Source organism: Vallitalea guaymasensis (assembly GCF_018141425.1).
GTDB classification, from domain to species: Bacteria; Bacillota; Clostridia; order Lachnospirales; family Vallitaleaceae; genus Vallitalea; species Vallitalea guaymasensis.
On record NZ_CP058561.1, the window covers coordinates 260,395 to 279,549 of the forward strand.

Below are 19,155 nucleotides of genomic sequence, written 5' to 3' on the forward strand. Positions count from 1 at the left end.
TTCCTTTAATTTGAAAGCATATTTAAGTATACTATATAATTTCTAGTTTGTAAATGTAATTACAATATTATTTAATGGCAATCATTTGAAAACTTTAAAATCCCTTATACTGGCCCAAGCATTTTTTTCTAGACCAGTTATAGTAATTCTCACATAACGTACATCGTTACTTACAAAATCATCTTTCTGTATTTGATCACTAATGTTATTATCTGTTTTATCAACTACAGTAATCCAATTATTCTTATCTGATGATACTTCAACCTTATATTTATAAACAGTATCACTTTTTTCCCAAGTTACCTCTGTTCCCTGAATACTATAGGTATCTCCTAAATCAATTGTACACCAATGATTAGCATCCCAATCATTAGCACACCATCTTGTGTCAAAGCTATCATCATTTATATAATAAACTCTATTACCTGACTGCTCGCTATCAGAAGAGACAAATCTATTAAAGGCTATATTTTCCCCTTCTTCAGGTATAACCCCATTACCATTCTCTGTTATTGGTACTACAGGCTCTGTCATATCTACAACGGAAATACTTATATTTGATTCTATCAGTCCATCAGAAGTTGCTTTACAGGTTATTGTACCAGTTTCATTTAAAATAGTCTTAACGAAGAATCCCCCTTTGCCATCTTCCAATATAAAAGGTGATTCACCGAGAAAAGTTCCTGCTCCTGTCACCTGAAACTCTACTGAATTATTAGATAAAGGTACTATTTGATTATATTCATCCAGTGCAGTAACTGTAATCCTTGTCATATCACTGCCATCTGCTGTCAAGGTATAATCATCAGCCTTCAATAATAATTTTACAGGTTGACCTGGAGTATGTCTAACATGACTAGCAACTACTTCTCCATTGATTCGTCCCTCTGCTCTTATTTCACCTCCAACGTAGTCTATATCCTTAAATTCAAAAAGGGGATGGTTCAAGCTGGTATATAGATTTGGTTGCTTAATTCCCTGGGAAATACCATTGACAAACAATTCTACTTTATCACAATTACTGGCTACAGTTACTGTTGATGGTGAATTTTCTTTCCAATAGTTAGCTATATATACTACAGGACCATAATGTTCTCTACTCTGCTGAGATAGATAAAAATAGGCTACATGCTTAGGCATCCTAAACATGTCAAAGGCACCATGATATCTAATATTATTATTGCTATAGGAATCTGCAAGAGGTGTATTATAATCAAATGCACACCATCCCAAAGCACCTGATACATTTTCTCTAATTTGAGCTTCATTCTGTACCTTAGCATGTCTTAATAGATTCTCTAACAATCTGTCTTCGTTATCAAAAGACTTAACTGGAAACTTGTGTCCTTCATATTCGGTAACCAGCCAAGGTAATACTCTAGGTTCTTTTATCCCTTCTGTAAAATCATTATACCCAAATAAATCTTCATAAAAAGCACTAAGATAATTAGCAACGAATCGAGAGCCAGTTGTTGGTCTTGTAGGATCTAGTGATCGAGCTTTTGCATTAGTATTCTTGTAAAAACTATTGTCATCAATAGATTCATTAATCCTCACTGCCCAAGCAATAATACTTGGATGATTTCTATCCCTTATTATCATCTCTTCAATATTGTCAAGAACAATATCTTTCCAACTGGATAATCCTATATTGAACCAGCCTGGAGTCTCCTCCAAAACTAATAGACCTATTTCATCACATCTTTCCAAAAATTCAGGGTCCTGTGGATAATGAGAACATCTAACGATATTACATCCCATTTCATATTTTATGATATCCGCATCTCTAGCTTGAAGTCTATTAGCTGCAGCTCTTCCTATATATGGAAAAGTCTCGTGTCTATTAGTACCTCTTAGTTTCATATATTCTCCATTAATATAAAACTTTCCATCATTCTTGTTGAAATTTATCCACCTAAGTCCTGTATCAGTTATATATTTATCTACATAATCCGTATCATTAATCAAAACCCTAGTATATACCTTATATAGATTAGGGTCATCAGGATGCCATAAATCAGGTTCTAGGATTCTTGTAGTAAAATTATTGAATTCATGGGTTGAACCAGCCTCTATTGTGTGACTGCTTTCCCCTATAGCTACTATATTATTATCTGCATCTACTATATCGGAAATGACTTTACATTGTTTTGGAACCATACTTTTATTATTGACCTTGGTGGTTGCTGCAACCATAATACTGTCATCTTCTAAAGGTACTGTTCGAAGAAATGTCCAATCAACATATACTGGATCTGTAATAATCATATTGACATCACGATAAATCCCACCGAACAAGAAAAAATCCACATCAATAAGTCCTTCTGGTGGTATATCCTTTCTCTCTGTAGAATCTACTCTTACAGCAATTACATTATCCACATTACCATAATCAATATAATCTGTTATATCATATGTAAAAGAAGTATAAGCACCTTTGTGTTCACCCACAAAGCTTCCGTTAACATAGACTTCAGCTACTGTTGATACTCCTTGGAATTCTATTAGAACCCTTCGTCCCCTATATTCTTCTGGTACATTAAAATGTCTTCTGTACCAAGAAATAAATTGGACCTGTGATATGTCTAGATCAAAGTGTTTATTAAGCAATTTATTACAATGAGGTAGACAAACATCGGTAAATCTTAATTCATCGCAAGTAATGGATTTATAGTTTTCATTATCTTGATTGGAATATAACCAATTTGTATTGAAATTGAGAATAGAGCGATTAGAATTTACATTAGAATATGGTGTTGGTTCTATAGGCTCTGAGAACTTTTTAGTACCAAAAACCTTGAAGTCATAAAAACTTGCCCAACAACCATTTTCAGTTTCAGTAATAGTTATTCGTACATATCTTATATTATCAATATTAAAATCATTAGTTTGAATTTGCTTAGAAATAGTATTGTTGGTTTCATCTGCTACCATCAACCAATTAATATCATCAGGTGATACTTCTATCTTGTATTTATAGACTTTATTGAATTCCCATTTGACACTGCATCCATCAAGGGTATGACTTGCACCCAAGTCTACCTTCCACCAGTGTCCCCATTTCCCATCACTGGCACTCCAGCGAGTGGACTCGTCACCGTCATTGCCTTTGTCTGCTGTTCTTCCTGATATGGGCTGCCAGCTATCTGCTGTAGCTGTTTTACCTTGAGCTACATCATTGTTCTCAACTGCAAATGCGTTATTTGACATGAAAATAACTGTCAAAAAGATTATAGATACTAAGACTACTCCATTAAGTTTATAAAGCTTCTTCAACTTATCCATACCTATTCTTCCTCTCTTATTTTTATAGAATCTAGTTATACACTTAGTCAATTCTAGTCTATAATAATTAGAAAGTTAGTATTATTAGAGTTAGTAATAGTATCCCAGGGGTTATAGTTTAGTCAATTCTAGTTATAATCTCTTTGCCTTAGGGCTTCATAAGTTAGTATTCCTGCTGCCACTGAAGCATTAAGAGAAGTTATCTCACCTTTCATTGGTACCTTAACTATAAAATCACATTTTTCTTTTACATTCCTAGATACTCCTTCGCCTTCGTTACCAATTACTATGGCAAGAGAACCCTTCAAATCAACATTATACATAAGTTCTCCATCCATATCAGCACAAGCTATCCAGAAACCCTCTTTCTTTAGATCATCAATGGTTCTAGCTACATTGGTTACTCTAGCTACCCTCGTATGCTCAATAGCACCAGCTGATGTTTTAGCAACAGTAGCTGTCAATCCTACCGCTCTTCTCTTAGGTATTATCACCCCATGAACTCCCGCAATATTAGCAGTTCTTAGTATAGCTCCTAGATTATGGGGATCTTCAATGCTATCAAGAATCAATATAAAAGGTGCTTCACCTTTGTCGTTAGCATATTTTATCATATCTTTTACATCTACATAATCATATGCTGCGGCATAAGCTATGACTCCTTGGTGCTTTTTAGTTACCGAAATATCATTTAATTTATCTTTACTTACAAAATTTACGATTATGTTCTTTTTTCTAGCCTCAGAGACAATCTTTTTGATTGGTCCATCATGCTTACCATCTATAATAAAAATCTTATCTATACTTCTATCAGCTTTTAATGCTTCTGTTACAGCATTTCTTCCTTCTAGAATCAATTCCGTATTATCCATTACTATTCCTCTCTTGTCATTTAATAAGTTTCATACTTTTTAGTTTTTGTATTATTTTTTCATTGTTAGGGATAAATGCAAAATCTTCTTCCTGCAAAGTTCTAGTCAATATAAGCATAATTACATATATTATCATTCCAGATATAATTGCTAGAAGAGTTGATATTGTATTACTGTTAATGAGCTTATACATACCATGATAAATTACATAAACACCTAATCCCATAATTCCTGCTGATAGTATGGGTTTAATAACTATCTTGATAACATTAAGTTTAAGTTTAGTTTCTCTCTTTATCATCAAATAATTCAATATGACATATACCACATAATAGCATATTGAGCCTATGATTGCTCCTTTTAATTGTAGATCACTTGCTACTAGAGAATAGTTTATAATAATTTTTATAACTACACTTATTGCAAGGGATGCTAATGGGAAAAAATATTTACCCATTCCTTGTAGTATACCTGCTAATGCCTGTCCTAAGATTATAAATATTAAGCAGACAGCATACAACATAAGATATTCATATCCTGCAGAAGTTGGATATAATAATTCCATAATGGGTTCAGCTAGTAAAAAAAGACCCACTGCTGCTGGTAAAGCAAGTAAAAGAGCAAATCTGATTGCCAATTTTATCTTAGCTACTAAATCAGCAGTATTATTCTTAGCTACAGCAACTGATACAGCAGGAACAATACTAATCATTAGAGCTAAACTTATTGTCAAAGGTACATTGACTATGGTAAAAGCATTACCCATCTGTCCATACATATCAACAGCTTGTTGCTTGTCAATAAATATTGCACCCAACCTTTTATATATGGTGCTTGAATCTATTAAATTCATTATAGAATACGCAGCCGAAACAATTGTAATAGGTATAGCAATCACAATGAGCTTTTTGGCAACTTCACCAAATCTTATATGCTTCTTCCTTGCTGTTGCCATCACTTGTTTATTTATATCTTTTCTTTTCCTAATATAATACAAGATAATAAATAATGTGGATACTAAAAATCCAAGGGATGTTCCAAGTGCAGCTCCGCCAACCGAATATGGTACACTATGATTCATTTGTATTAACATATAAGTAATACCTATACCTAATACCACTTTTGTTATATTTTCTATTATCTGAGTCATAGCAGTAGGTACCATTATCTGCATACCTTGAAAATATCCTTTGAAAGCTCCTGTGATAGATATAAATATTGGCGATACAGCTAGTCCAAATATTACGTATCTAGATTCACTTGGCCAATCGCCCATATTAATAATCTGATCTACACCAAGTACCATGAACAATGATATAAATGCACCGAATATGCTAATTATTATCATTGAATATTTGTAAATATAATGTGCATTATAATAATCTTCCTTAGCTATTTTCTCTGACGTAAGTTTTGATAGGGCATTGGGTATTCCTACTAAAGATGCCGAAACCAATAATGAATATAATGGATACACAGTAGTATAATAGCCAATCCCTTCTGTTCCAACCAAGTAAGCTAAAGGAATTCTATATAGAGCACTGAATATCTTTGCGATCAAACCTGCAAGTGAAAGAATCATTGCCCCTTTTACAAATGTTTTCGTTTGTGTAGTCATTATTTTACTCCTCTAACAATCAATTCAATGATTCTTTTGAATCTATTATCTAAATATAGAAAACCAATCAATGCTTCAAAACCAGTTGCAACTCTGTAGTCAATCAAATCAGCATTCTTGGGTACTGTACCCGACTTAGCATTTCTTCCTCTTTTATATATGTTAAATTCTTCCTCAGTCAATATGTCTTCGATTTCTCTAAACATTTTTGCTTGAGCTGACGCTTTTACATAATTACTTGTTTTTTTATGGAGTCTATTAACAGGTGAATTACCCTCTGCTATAACTTTTGATTTGATTATCAAATCATATACACTATCTCCAATATATGCAAGAACTAAAGGTGAATATTGCTTAGGATTTACGTCTTTTATATCAAGACTATCTTTAAAGTAGTCAATAAAATCTTGCATCAATTCCATTCCTTTCTCATAAGTAACCTATTATCCTCTATGCCAACGTACACCTTCACGTGTGTCTTCAAGGATAATACCTTTGTCTTTTAAATCATCTCTTATTTTATCCGCTAATGCGAAATCTCTATCTTTACGTGCTTGTTGTCTCTTTTCAATTAGATCATTTATTTCCTCATCTAGTAAAATTTCCTTTTTCTTACTTACTATTCCTAGTATACCACATAGTTCATCAATTAGTATAATAATATCTTGAATAAATTTTCTAGAAGAATCTGAATCAGTATTCTTATTAGCGAATTTGACTAATTCGAATATAGCTGATATAGCATCTGCAGTATTGAAGTCATCCTCCATAGCAGTTTCAAATTTTATTTTATATTTTTCCAATTCTTTTTGTTCATTAAATATTAATTCTTTTTCATTATAATCGTCTGCTTGGGCATTCTTTAATAAATGCTCTAGATTATCTCTACTTGTTTGAATTCTTTCAAGTCCGTTAGCTGCAGCTTGCATTAGATCCCTACTGAAATTGATAGGACTTCTATAATGGACGTTCAGCATAAAGAATCTTACCACATCATATGAAAAATCATCAACTATTTCTCTAACTGTGAAGAAATTACCTAGAGATTTTGACATCTTCTTATTATCTACATTGACAAATCTGTTGTGCATCCAGTATTTAGAGAATTGCTTATCATTAACAGCTTCACTTTGTGCTATTTCATTTTCATGGTGTGGGAAAACAAGGTCTTCTCCACCAGCATGAATATCTATACTGTCTCCAAGATATTTTTTAGCCATTACTGAACACTCTATGTGCCATCCAGGTCTACCTTCACCCCAAGGTGATTTCCATGCAGGCTCTCCTTCTTTCTTTGGCTTCCATAAAACAAAGTCCATTGGATTTCTCTTTTCTGTATCAACAGCAATCCTAGCTCCTGCTTCCAAGTCCTCTTGATTCTTATTGGATAGCTTACCATATGGTTTGAATTTTTTTGTTTCAAAATAGACACTGCCATTAACCTCGTAAGCATAACCTTTTTCAATTAGCTGCTCAATCATCTTGACCATGTCATCTATTTCTTCAGTTGCTTTTGGATAAATAGTAGCTGGTTTAACATTCAATCCCTCAGAATCAATTAAGAATTCTTTCATATACTTACTTGATATCTCGCTATAATCTACCCCTTCTTCATTGGCTTTCTTGATTATTTTATCATCTATATCAGTAAAATTGGAAACGTAGATAACATCATAATTTTTATACTCAAAATATTTTCTGACCGTATCAAACACTATCAATGGTCTAGCATTTCCTATATGAATATAGTTATATACTGTTGGACCACAAACATACATTCTTACCTTGCCTTTCTCGATTGATTCAAATGTCTCTTTTTTGTTAGTTAAAGTATTATATAATTTCATTTTATCCTTTCCCTTCTCTATTTAATATGTTTTATCTGCTAAATTTTTCACGGTTAAATAATTTGAAGTAATCTTCAGGTGGTATTGATGCTACCTTTTGTTCTAATCGTTCTATTCTTGTTAACAATTTGCACATTTCCATTCTAACAGGGTCTGGCAGATGTGTTTGGTCCAGAGTATCACATGGAGATACTTTTTCATTGTTTCTGCGAACAACCCTTGCAGGTATACCAACAACTGTACAGTTAGGCGGCACTTCATTAAGTACAACTGACCCTGCTCCTATTCTACAGTTGTCACCAATTGTGAATGAACCTAATACCTTAGCCCCAGCACTTATCATAACATTGTTCCCAATGGTTGGATGTCTCTTTCCATGTTCTTTTCCTGTTCCACCTAGTGTAACTCCTTGATATATTGTCACATTATCACCAATCTCACAAGTTTCACCTATGACCACTCCATGTCCATGGTCTATGAATAGATTTTTTCCAATTGTGGCTCCCGGGTGAATTTCTATTCCCGTTTTTCTTGCCGCTCTTTGAGAAACCCATCTAGCTAAGAAATAGTGTTTTTTTCTAAATAGTGAATTAGCTAATCTGTAACTCATTATCGCTTTGAAACTACCATAAAGGAATACTTCTGATGTAGATTTTATAGCCGGGTCTCTATCTTTAATTACATTTATCTCTTCTTTGATATATTTTATCAATCCCATATTATCACACTCCTTGTTGTACATATTAAGTCAAATGACTCAGTAACGTAACGAAATCAAAGAAACTTCTTAAGTAAAGTTTTCCAATAATTTGTAATAAAAAAACTCCATCTCCTAATTAAATAAGAGACGAAGTTATTCCGCGGTTCCACTCTTCTTGAATAAATATATTTATTCCAACTTCAGGCTGTATAACGGTCAGCACCGTACCCAGCTACTACTATTTCACTGGACAAGCTCAAGGATGCACTTCATTCAACTTCACTTAAGGAATGCTCTCAGCCGGTGACACTCCATCTCTTTTAAGATTCATTTAACTACTCTTCCTATCAAAGCTTCTAAATTATATGTTCCATATTCTTTTTTATGATTAATTAACCTAGGTTGTCTATTAATTACTATTATTATATGTTGTGTTTTAATTTTTGTTAACTTAATAATATATTACCTTTATTAATTAGTCAAGAATAAATTTATAAACCTTCTACCGCTTTTTTCATATCATTGATTACATCTTCAATAGAGATATCCTTAAGATTTTCTTTATTTGAACCAGAGCATAGTGCGCCTATCAATTTGCCGTTTGACAAGAAAATAGGGACAGCAAATCTCCTGCCATTAAAAAACCAGCCTTTATCATCCACATGTTTTTCTATATCAGCCTCAACAATTAATTTGTCAATATCTTTTCTATCAACTACATTCATATTACGAGATGGATCAGCATATGACTTTTTAATTAATTCTTCTTGTTTTTCTTTATCCTGCTCAGCTATATATAAAATTCCCCATGGAAAATTCATCAAGTCATAATGGGTATTTCCAACTTCAAGCATACCTAGATTGGAGGACTCAATTATCTTATAGATTACGGTGGCTTTATCTTTGTCCAATGATGTCAACAATACAGTTATACCATACTTTTCATTTATCTCTTTCATACTATTATGCAATTTTTGTATTATTTTATTCCAAAAAGTTTCTTGGTTGGATAGATTTAAAAACTTTATACCAAGGGTATATTTATTATTTTGGTCTTTAGCAAGATATTCCTTGTCCATCAAGACTTTTATAAGCCGATTGACTGTAGTAGCATGTAAATCCATCTTTTCCTTTAGCTCATTAAATCCTATGGCTCCTTCTCTTGCTACTATTTCAAGTATGGTTAAACCTCTTGTCAATGCTGGAGCTACACTCTTTTGTTCCATTATATAGTCACCTCTGATTATTTTTTCAATAGTACATATAGGATTATTATATAACAATTTTTATTATTTTGCAGATAAAATTACTGGTTCTTCTTCCTTAGCCTCTTTCATCCTCTTAATCAATCTACTAGCCAATTCTTCTCTGACTTTAACATAAGCAGGGTCTTTAACAAGATTGGTTAATTCACATGGGTCTTTTTCCAAATCATATAAAAAAGTTTCAACGTATGTATCACTATGGGAATCCATTCCTCCTGATTTATCTGGTGCAGTAACACAATATTTCCATTTGTCTGTCCTTATTGCTCTGCCCAATTGACTCTCGCTAATCTGTAAAAACACTTCTTGCTGCCACTTGACCTCTTTCCCATCAACTACTTCTTGAATTGGGTATCCTTGCATATCCTCAGGTTGCTCAACTCCTGCACTATTAAGGATTGTAGCTGGCAGGTCAATTAAGCTAACCAGTTCTTTAACGACTTTTCCACCTCTGAACCCTGGTCCATTAAGAATCATTGGAACCCTTATTGCACTTTCATGACAACTTCGTTTATATTCCTTGTTTCTTGTTCTAAAATGTGAACCATGGTCACTGGTATAAATAATAAGAGTATCTTCTTCCAATCCTAATTCTCTTAATTTCTTTCTTATTCTTCCTACATTCTCATCAAGACTTGCACAGCACCCTAGATAATCTGGATAATTTTCTTCCCAATCACCTTTTTCAGTATTACAAACCAAGTCTTTTGGTGGTACATAATCTTTAAATCTTTCTTTTGACCCATCAGGACCTTCATATCGGTTACGATCATTCTGATGATGTGGTTCAATGTATGATGTAAATAAGAAAAATGGTTTTTCTCCAGTATAACCATCCAAATAGTCAAGTACAAAATCTGTTGTAGCATCTACTCTATAGCCTTTGAACTCTACTTTTTCCATATCTTTGAACATATAGCCGTCATAACCGTGGGAAGTATATTCTAGTACATCTGCTGCTACCCAATAGTCTTTATATCCCCCTCTTCTTTCTGGAGGGATAGCTGTTGTTTCATAATTACACACCTCACCAATGTCTTCATTGGAATCATATCCTGTGGAAGCCAAATGCCACTTACCTACATATCCCACTTCATAACCAGCTTGTGATAAGTATCTAGGAACTGTATTTGCATCTAATGGTAAAGCAATTGCGTTACGATAGCAACCAGTCTCTGTAGCATATTTACCAGTTTGCAAACATGCTCTTGCAGGACCACAAACAGGTTGACAGGTAAAGGCATTTTCTATTCTTACTCCATCCTTAGCTAAATCATCCAGATTAGGGGTTATATCTAACGGCTGTCCATAACACCCAACTGTATCCCATCTCTGTTGATCTGAAAATATGAATAAAATATTTGGTTTTCTCTTCATAATATCACTCCTTAGTATCATATATGTAACTATTAATAATTTATTTGTAACTTTATTATACTATACTATTGATTAATGTCAATAAGAGCATAAAAAAAAGAGGTATAACATCTACCTCTTAATTTTATAGATTAAACACATAATTATTTTTTGATTCCTGTATTATAAGATACAAAAGTATCCAAAGCTTTTACTGATGATCTTATATCATCGTATACAGCTACTTTACCTTCTTCCATGATTGATACGAATTCACGATAAAACTTACCAGCATTAACAGAGACTGTAATAGGTTTATTATATTTTTTAACTAACCTTACAAGCGTATTAGCTAAACTGTCATCATCATAACATGCGTTAGGTAAAGCTCTCAGATCATTTGCATGTGGTACAATACTTACGAACATAGCATCTACAGCATCATCCTGAATTATAGCCTCTATATATTTAGCATATAGAACATCTTCAGTCATTGGAGTTACATCGATTATTGAAGAAGATGTATCTATAAGTCCATGATAGTTAAGCTGCTTTAATTTTTCATTAGTTTCTTCACTGAGAGTTGCTAACTCCAAGTTACCTAATTCATCAGCTGCTATAGTAGCTTCAAAACCTGCGTTAACCACACCTGCTACTTTTCTTCCTTTTACCTTTTTGTCAGCAAGTAGAGAAAAGGCTTTTATACAATCATAATATGTTTTAATATCATCAATGAGAATGACTCCTGCTTGCTCACATACAGCCTTAAACACGTCATAATCACCTGTCATAGCTGCAGTGTGGGAAGCTGCTGCCTTAGCTCCTGCATCTGTTTTACCAGATTTATATATGATAATTGGTTTATCTATGTCTTTTGCTAATTCATAGAATTTTCTACCTTCCCCTTGGTCAAAACCTTCAACATAAAGGGCTATATTACTGATATCTTCTTTTGGAGCAAAATACTTAATTAGATCAACAATCTTGACATCATATTTATTACCGAAACTGACTACTGATTTGAATATTTTCAAATGACTGAATTTATCAATAAGGGTAAGAGCCATACCACCGCTTTGAGTCAAGAATACAGTATTACTATCTTCACATGTATTCAATTCCAATCTTTCTTCATCAATGAATAATGTATTCACTCCTGGATTATTTTCATCATCTCCATAGAAAACACCCATACAGTTTGGTCCAATGACCCTCACATCTTCCGGCATTACTTTTGACAAATTTTCCTTGAACTGCTCATACTTCATATCAGAAGGAATACCTGGAATGAGTACTACTGATTTTGGTATATTGGTTTTCATTTCTTCAAAGAATGAGAACACATATTTTGCTTTAGCTACATAAACAGCTAATTCAGTTTCAACTGGTATTTCATCTATACTTTTATATAGCTGATATTCTTTATCACCAATAACGGTTTTTCCACCTTTTATATTAACGAAATATATATCTTCTCTACCAAGGTCATGCAAGAGTTTTGCTATCTCTCTTCCCATACTATGTTTATCCGGATTTGCGGAAACACCAATAACAGCTATTCCCTTTGGATTAAAGAATGGTTCTATATTTCTCACATTAGCTTCTTTCATTACTTCTTTATTGTCTTCCACTTTTTCAAATTGTGCAAATCCATCTACAGCAATGAATCTGTTGTCTTTTGTTATTACAAATGGATTAATGTCAAGAGCTTTCACAATATACTTAGTCTTCTCTTTGCTAGCATTTGAATAGTGAAAAGCGAATGAACTTATCAAACTTGCTGCTTTTGCCATTAGCTCAAGATATTCTTCATGACCGATATCCTTGAATTTATGACAAATGTTCAAATCATTAACAAGTTCTAAGGCTTTATTATACCTGAAAGGAGGAAGGAATAGATTAGCAGGATCATAATATTTAGCAAAAAATTCTGCATCATCTCCACCTTTTGTAAATGTTATTACTGGACCGAATGATGAATCGTCTTTTGAACCAATAAGTACTTCATATCCTATACTTTGTGTATGAGGAATGAATTCTACAATTAGGAAGCCTTCGATATTTGGTTCTTGTTCAAAATGCGAAAGAACTTCTTTGCGCATTTTATCCAATACATAACCTACATATAATGTTTCATGATTCTTTACTACTTTTACCCCACCTAATTTTTGTTTATGGGAAATATCTGATGAAACAATTTTAACTACAATATCACGACCGAATTTTTCTAACATCTTTTCAGTCAATTCATCTGAATTCTTTACGAATACGAATTTTGGAACATCAAGTCCTATGCTCTTTAAAATCATATAAACTTCATGTTCGTATAGAGTCTTTCTTCCATTTTCATAAGCATTATCAAATATATTGTTGATTATGCTCATTGATTCTACTGAAATATTCATTTAACCACCCCGCATAGTATTTATGGGGTTGTCTTAAAACACAGATATTATAATATATTTTAAGACAGCACCATATTCGTTTTTTACTATAATTTAGTAAGCATCCATTATATAAGACAGATTTATTAAAATCATCCATCATATATATCAAGTTCTATTTATGTTCATAGTAAGGTAAAATATTACATTGCTATTATAACAAAAAGCAATTTATAATAAAAGCGAAAGGGAAATTAATTTTATTTTATAAAGATTATTTTGCGATTAATAAACTTTTTAAAGTGGTTAAAGCGGAAATTAGAGTTATTACAGTATTATTGGTGCGAAAAAAAGAAGCCTTATTACGGCTCCTTAATATATATTTTGGGTGGTTGAATTATTGCTAGCATACTATTTGTTTATTCTGTTACATATTTGTTGCTTCTTTTTACAATATATGTTGGTTGATTTACATTTAGGGCATTGAGCTGATTTTGTAAAGTCAAACTCATATTCATGATTACAATCTTTACAGATCACTTTACATTTTTTAGTGCAGTAAATGCCTCCTGTAATATTTATTGCCATACCGCTAGTCAAAGCTTTAGTAACTTTTTGCCTAGCACTATCAATAATATTTTGGAAAGTTTGTCTTGAGACATGCATTTTTTCTGCACATTTCTCTTGATTTAATTTCTCGATATCCTTCAGTCTCATGGCCTCTAATTCTTCTATATTCAGAATAACTTCTTCCAACTGCTGGTCAGATCTGCCTCTAGGCTTAAAATAGGTATACTCAGGAAAAAAGTCCACTTTTCTACACTTTTTTGGTCTTGGCATACGATTATTCTTTAATTATTCCATCAGTTATTTTTTCGAACATCTTAGCTATTTCATCTGACTTATTAATACCATCTCTTGCAATTTCCTTAGTCATTGGTAGTTCACCTAATAATTTAATACCCATTTTATCTAAGAATTCCTCTGTATTACCTTCAAACATTTTAATAGTTTTGCCACAATCTGGACATTTGATATAGCTCATGTTTTCAATGACGCCAATAACATCTACGTCCATTTTCTTAGTCATGTTGATAGCTTTTTCTACAATCATAGATACCATATCATGAGGTACAGAAACCATTACTACTCCAGTGATAGGCATTACCTGCATAACTGTAAGTGCTACATCACCAGTTCCTGGTGGCAAGTCAACTACTAGATAATCCAAGTCTTCCCATAGTACGTCTGTCCAAAATTGTTTTACTGTTCCAGAGATGATTGGACCTCTCCAGATAACAGGTGTATTTTCTTCATCAATCAAGAAGTTGAGTGACATAACTTTTAATCCATTTTCAGCAATAACTGGTAAAATACCTGTCTCAAGTACTGCTGCTCTTTTATCTTGTAGACCTAATAATCTTGGGATACTTGGTCCAGTTATATCTGCATCTAACAATCCTACTTTATATCCTTTTCTAACCAAGTCGTTAGCAAGCATTACAGATACTGTAGATTTACCTACTCCACCTTTTCCACTCATGACTCCTATAATATTTTTAACATTATTAATAGGATTATTTTCTACCATACAATTTTCTTTCTTGCTATCACTGCAATTACCATTTGATGCACATGTATCACATGATGCCACTTTAAATCACTCCTATCATTTTATTTACTTTTATATTAAAAATTACAAATGTTCTGCTTATGAACTCTTTTTGGCATTATATAACTATAAATATCTGTCTTTTTATAGCATATGCCAATAAAAATATACACCTTTTTTTGTCTATTGTCAATCAAATATTTTATGCCTTCAACCCTTCTAAAAACAAGGATAATTGGAGAGTAATCATTTTTCTGCATTCTTCTTCGGACATGTCCAGGCTTTTATGTCTTCTGAATACTCTTTGGGCTAGGCTTAACCAAGAATCTCCTATGGTGTTAGCTGTCAAATGAGGGTCTATATAATCTTTTATTGACCCGTCTTCAATACCTTGTTTCAATATTTCAGTTAAATACCCTGTTGCTTGTTTAATAGTGTCATAGAACTCATCTCTTAGGGATGAATTAATTTCATTAGTTTTTACATTGTAGTCATATATACCTGTAAACATAATTGTATCTTTAAAATTATCAATGTTATTATCTATGATACTAAAATATTGTTTCAACTTATTATAACCATTACCACATAATTTCGGCATTGCTTCTTCCATTATCCTATTATACTCTCTAATTAGACACATATCAATTATAGTTGTAATCTCTTCTTTACTTTTAAAATACTCATATAAGGTTTTTCTGCTTATGCCTGATTCCTTAGCTATCCTAGCCATAGTTGTATCTCTAAAACCATCACTTAAAAATAATTCTAGTGATGCATTTACTATTCTATTTCTTGTCATATCTCTTTTATCTAATTTTTCATCGGTGTATAACTCATCAACTCTCATTAAAATATCCTTTCTGCCCTATAAACCTATTCAATCAGCTTAATTGGAATGATAATAAAACCATAATAATATTTTTTATATGGTAATAATTTATAAGGCTCTTTTAGATATGCCATAGCAGGTAGATCTCCTCCAACCCCTCTTTGACCATAATCAATATTTATAGTATTGAAATCTCTTCTAGGTAGTTTATAGCTATGTGTTGTTTCCTCCAAATCCTTCATGGTATAAGGCCACATACTCATATTTATAAACTCTCCTGTTATATCCATAATCTTAATGCCCTCTTGTTTTTTGTTAGTTATCTTAGCCCATCTTATGTCAGTACGATTTCCATTTTCTTGTGGTACCAAATAGTCATGAACCAAATCCTCGCAAGGTGCACTATAGACACCTACCATTGCACTTTCTTTCCTATCTACATATGATTCGTGAAAGCCTCTGCCATACCAAGTCATGATATTATAATCTTTTTTGACAGCCATTTGCATTCCGAATCTTACCATATTTTTAATTGGAACAAGATGATTTTCCACTTTAACTGCTCCATCAGTATAAAAGGTATACGTAGTTGTTAATCCATCTTCAGTACTGAATACTCTTGACTTGACAATAACTCTTACATTATCATCTTCCTCATTAATAACAATATTTTCTACCTTTCTATTATCAGTAGCCTTTTTCCACCTCTGCCCTATATTCATTCTTTTTAGGATTGTAAATATATCTTTTAATGTATAGAACATGTCATTATCTATTGGTGCTCTCCAAAAATTAGGTTTTAATTCTTCACATAATAATTCTTTATTATTATACTTAAGTGAATTTATTCCACCACTTTTCTTATTTATGATTGCATGGAATTTATCATTGTATAAAATTATTTCATTGCTATTATTTTTAGTGATTATATTATCACTGCTATTATTGACTTTATGGTTTTTAATAAGGGTTACGTTGTTGAATCTTATTTGAGACCATGAAATTACCTCTTCAGCATCCATCCAAGGAGCTTTATCTTTTAATTGGAATCTAGCATTCAGGTAGTATTCCTTATGTTTTTTGAATTCATAGTTATTGTAATTTAGTTGTATTTGTTTAACTTCATTAGGTAGAATATCATCTACATTAAGCTCACCTTTTAATATTACAAAACCATCCTCTATTATTTCCCAGACTAATTTTACAAATGATAAATCAATGAAATTATATTTGTTTCTTATATTAATTACACCTTTTTGTACATCTACATCTTCTACATCAATATTTTGGTAAACTTTCTTTACTTCATAGAGAGCAGGATGAGGAGTCCTATCTGCTGCTACAATACCATTACCGCAAAAATTATAATCATTGGGATAGTCTCTGAAATCTCCTCCATATGTCCATATATCTTTACCGTCTATAGATTTTTTACGTATACTTTGGTCAGAAAAATCCCAAATGAAACCTCCTATACACCTTTCATATTTCTCAAAAGCTTCCATATAATCTTTGAAATTTCCAAGACTGTTACCCATACAATGGGCATATTCACAAAGTAAGAATGGTTTGCTCTTATACTTTTCTGGTGTTACTTTATGACCTAGGAGACCTGTGTTTTCACCTATTCCAACTCGTACAGACTTATTCTGTCCAATTTTATTCACCTGCTGTGTGGTGGCATACATCATACTAAATACATCAGTATATTCTAATTTATGATCTCCTTCATAGTGTATTGGTCTTGTAGAATCAATTTTCAAAGCAGCCTCTCTCATCTTTTTGAAGATGCTTCCTGTCCCAGCTTCATTTCCAAGAGACCAAAAAATTATGCAGGGATGATTCTTATCTCGTTCAACCATCCTTTTCATTCTATCAACACAGGGCTTAATCCATTCTCTTTTGCTAGCTGGAATTTTATTTCGAATACCATGAGTTTCTAAGTTGCATTCGTCCATAACATACATGCCATAGATATCACATAACTCATAGAACCATTGATTATTAGGGTAATGAGAGGTACGAATGGCATTGACATTATTAGCTTTCAATAGTCGAATATCTTCTTCTGTCCTAGCATATGGTACTGCGTGCCCATGATCCGGATGAAATTCATGGCGGTTTACACCTTTAATAAGCACAGACTTTCCATTTATATATAGCCCATTATTTTTTATTTCAATCTTACGAAATCCAAATTGGCAATAGCGAAGATCAATTCTGTTATTCTCATTATCCAATAAGCCCACAATAACCTTATATAGATATGGTGTTTCTGCCGTCCATTTATAAGGATTGCTCAACTTACTTGTAAATCTAATCAAGTCCCCATGGACATATTTTGTATCACCATATATTTCATTATGTTCATTATCAAGAACTTTAACTTCAACCAGTCGTTGCTGACTATAATACTCACATTCTACCTTAGCATCAATAGTCAAAGTTGCATCTTTATAATCATTATCCAAATCACAATAAACGTAAAAATCTTTTATTTCTTCTTTAGGTCTGCTTATCAAATTTACATCTCTAAATATACCTGATAACCGCCACATGTCTTGGTCTTCTAGATAGCTCCCATCACACCATCTATAAACCTCTACAGCTATATCATTTTCCCCAAGTTCTACATATGAGGTAATATTAAATTCAGCAGGAGTGAAAGACCCTTGGGAATAACCTACCTTCTGTCCATTGACCCAAAGATAAAAAGCTGAGTTAACACCTGAAAAGTTGATGAAAACATTTCTTTCCAACCATTCTTCATCAATATTAAACTTTCTTTTATATGCTCCTACTGGGTTATATTCAGTACTTATATTTGGTATATTTTTTAGTTTAATACTAGTAGGATATCTTGTATTGAGATACATGGGCTTTCCGTACCCTTTTAATTGCCAATTGGAAGGCACTTCAATCTGTTCCCATTTATGTACATCGTAGTCTCTTTGGTAAAAATCAGCCTCACGGTCAGACGGTTTGGCAACCCATTTAAAATACCATCTTCCATTTAAACACCGTTTCCATCTGGATTCCTTATCATTAATAATTTCCTCAATATTGTCGTAAGGCAAAGCGACAATATGTGGTAGCTCTTTGTTAACCCCAATAACTTCTACATTGTTCCATTCAACCTCCATTTTCCCTTTCATAAATACCTCCTAATTTTGAAATAATCTATGATATTATAACCTCCCCATAAAAAGAAGGCTTAGATTTCAATTATTCTATAAGACCATCATTAGGATAGGGTAACACGTGTTACCTTTATATAATAAATGTATAACTATTTAGGAAACTAGTCAAGGGAAATCAGTAAATTTCTAGCTATTGTTTTAAAACCTTTTATAATTGTATATAATATATTGCACATAAAAAAAA

The 19,155-nt window shown here is 32.6% G+C and carries 13 protein-coding genes and 1 other annotated feature; all 13 genes read right to left on the minus strand.

What is annotated here, in order from left to right:
* Positions 1–81: 81 nt before the first annotated feature.
* Entirely contained in the window at positions 82–3,285 is a 3,204-nt protein-coding gene (locus HYG85_RS01150; RefSeq protein WP_212691941.1) for a discoidin domain-containing protein, read from the minus strand.
* Between the two features lie 128 nt (positions 3,286–3,413).
* Positions 3,414–4,157, minus strand: a complete 744-nt coding sequence (gene rlmB / locus HYG85_RS01155) for a 23S rRNA (guanosine(2251)-2'-O)-methyltransferase RlmB (RefSeq protein ID WP_212691942.1) — start codon at positions 4,155–4,157, stop codon at positions 3,414–3,416.
* 16 nt (positions 4,158–4,173) lie between these two features.
* Positions 4,174–5,775 (minus strand): putative polysaccharide biosynthesis protein, encoded by a 1,602-nt coding sequence (locus HYG85_RS01160; RefSeq protein WP_212691943.1) that lies wholly within the window; start codon positions 5,773–5,775, stop codon positions 4,174–4,176.
* The gene (locus HYG85_RS01165) at positions 5,775–6,188 is read right to left on the minus strand and encodes a Mini-ribonuclease 3 (protein ID WP_113674588.1); all 414 of its coding nucleotides are present in this window, start codon (positions 6,186–6,188) and stop codon (positions 5,775–5,777) included. Before HYG85_RS01165 ends, HYG85_RS01160 begins: the two co-directional genes overlap by 1 nt.
* Positions 6,189–6,218: 30 nt before the next feature.
* A complete protein-coding gene (gene cysS, locus HYG85_RS01170) occupies positions 6,219–7,622 on the minus strand; it encodes a cysteine--tRNA ligase (protein WP_212691944.1) in 1,404 nt (467 codons plus the stop codon).
* Between the two features lie 31 nt (positions 7,623–7,653).
* Positions 7,654–8,340, minus strand: a complete 687-nt coding sequence (epsC, locus tag HYG85_RS01175; protein ID WP_113674586.1) for a serine O-acetyltransferase EpsC — start codon at positions 8,338–8,340, stop codon at positions 7,654–7,656.
* 122 nt (positions 8,341–8,462) lie between these two features.
* Positions 8,463–8,682: a binding site (T-box leader), on the minus strand.
* A 131-nt stretch (positions 8,683–8,813) separates the two neighbouring features.
* Positions 8,814–9,548, minus strand: a complete 735-nt coding sequence (locus HYG85_RS01180) for a helix-turn-helix domain-containing protein (protein ID WP_212691945.1) — start codon at positions 9,546–9,548, stop codon at positions 8,814–8,816.
* A 63-nt stretch (positions 9,549–9,611) separates the two neighbouring features.
* On the minus strand, positions 9,612–10,964 hold the full coding sequence (locus HYG85_RS01185; RefSeq protein ID WP_212691946.1) for a sulfatase-like hydrolase/transferase: 1,353 nt from the start codon (positions 10,962–10,964) through the stop codon (positions 9,612–9,614).
* A gap of 143 nt (positions 10,965–11,107) precedes the next feature.
* Complete coding sequence (locus tag HYG85_RS01190) at positions 11,108–13,348, minus strand: acetate--CoA ligase family protein (protein ID WP_212691947.1); 2,241 nt, start codon at positions 13,346–13,348, stop codon at positions 11,108–11,110.
* A 390-nt stretch (positions 13,349–13,738) separates the two neighbouring features.
* A complete protein-coding gene (locus HYG85_RS01195) occupies positions 13,739–14,167 on the minus strand; it encodes a DUF134 domain-containing protein (protein ID WP_113674582.1) in 429 nt (142 codons plus the stop codon).
* Positions 14,168–14,171: 4 nt separating this feature from the next.
* A complete protein-coding gene (locus HYG85_RS01200) occupies positions 14,172–14,981 on the minus strand; it encodes an Mrp/NBP35 family ATP-binding protein (protein ID WP_212691948.1) in 810 nt (269 codons plus the stop codon).
* A gap of 160 nt (positions 14,982–15,141) precedes the next feature.
* Positions 15,142–15,789, minus strand: coding sequence for a TetR/AcrR family transcriptional regulator (locus HYG85_RS01205; protein WP_212691949.1), 648 nt, complete (start codon positions 15,787–15,789; stop codon positions 15,142–15,144).
* Between the two features lie 26 nt (positions 15,790–15,815).
* Positions 15,816–18,926 (minus strand): glycoside hydrolase family 2 TIM barrel-domain containing protein, encoded by a 3,111-nt coding sequence (locus HYG85_RS01210; RefSeq protein ID WP_212691950.1) that lies wholly within the window; start codon positions 18,924–18,926, stop codon positions 15,816–15,818.
* Positions 18,927–19,155 lie beyond the last annotated feature (229 nt).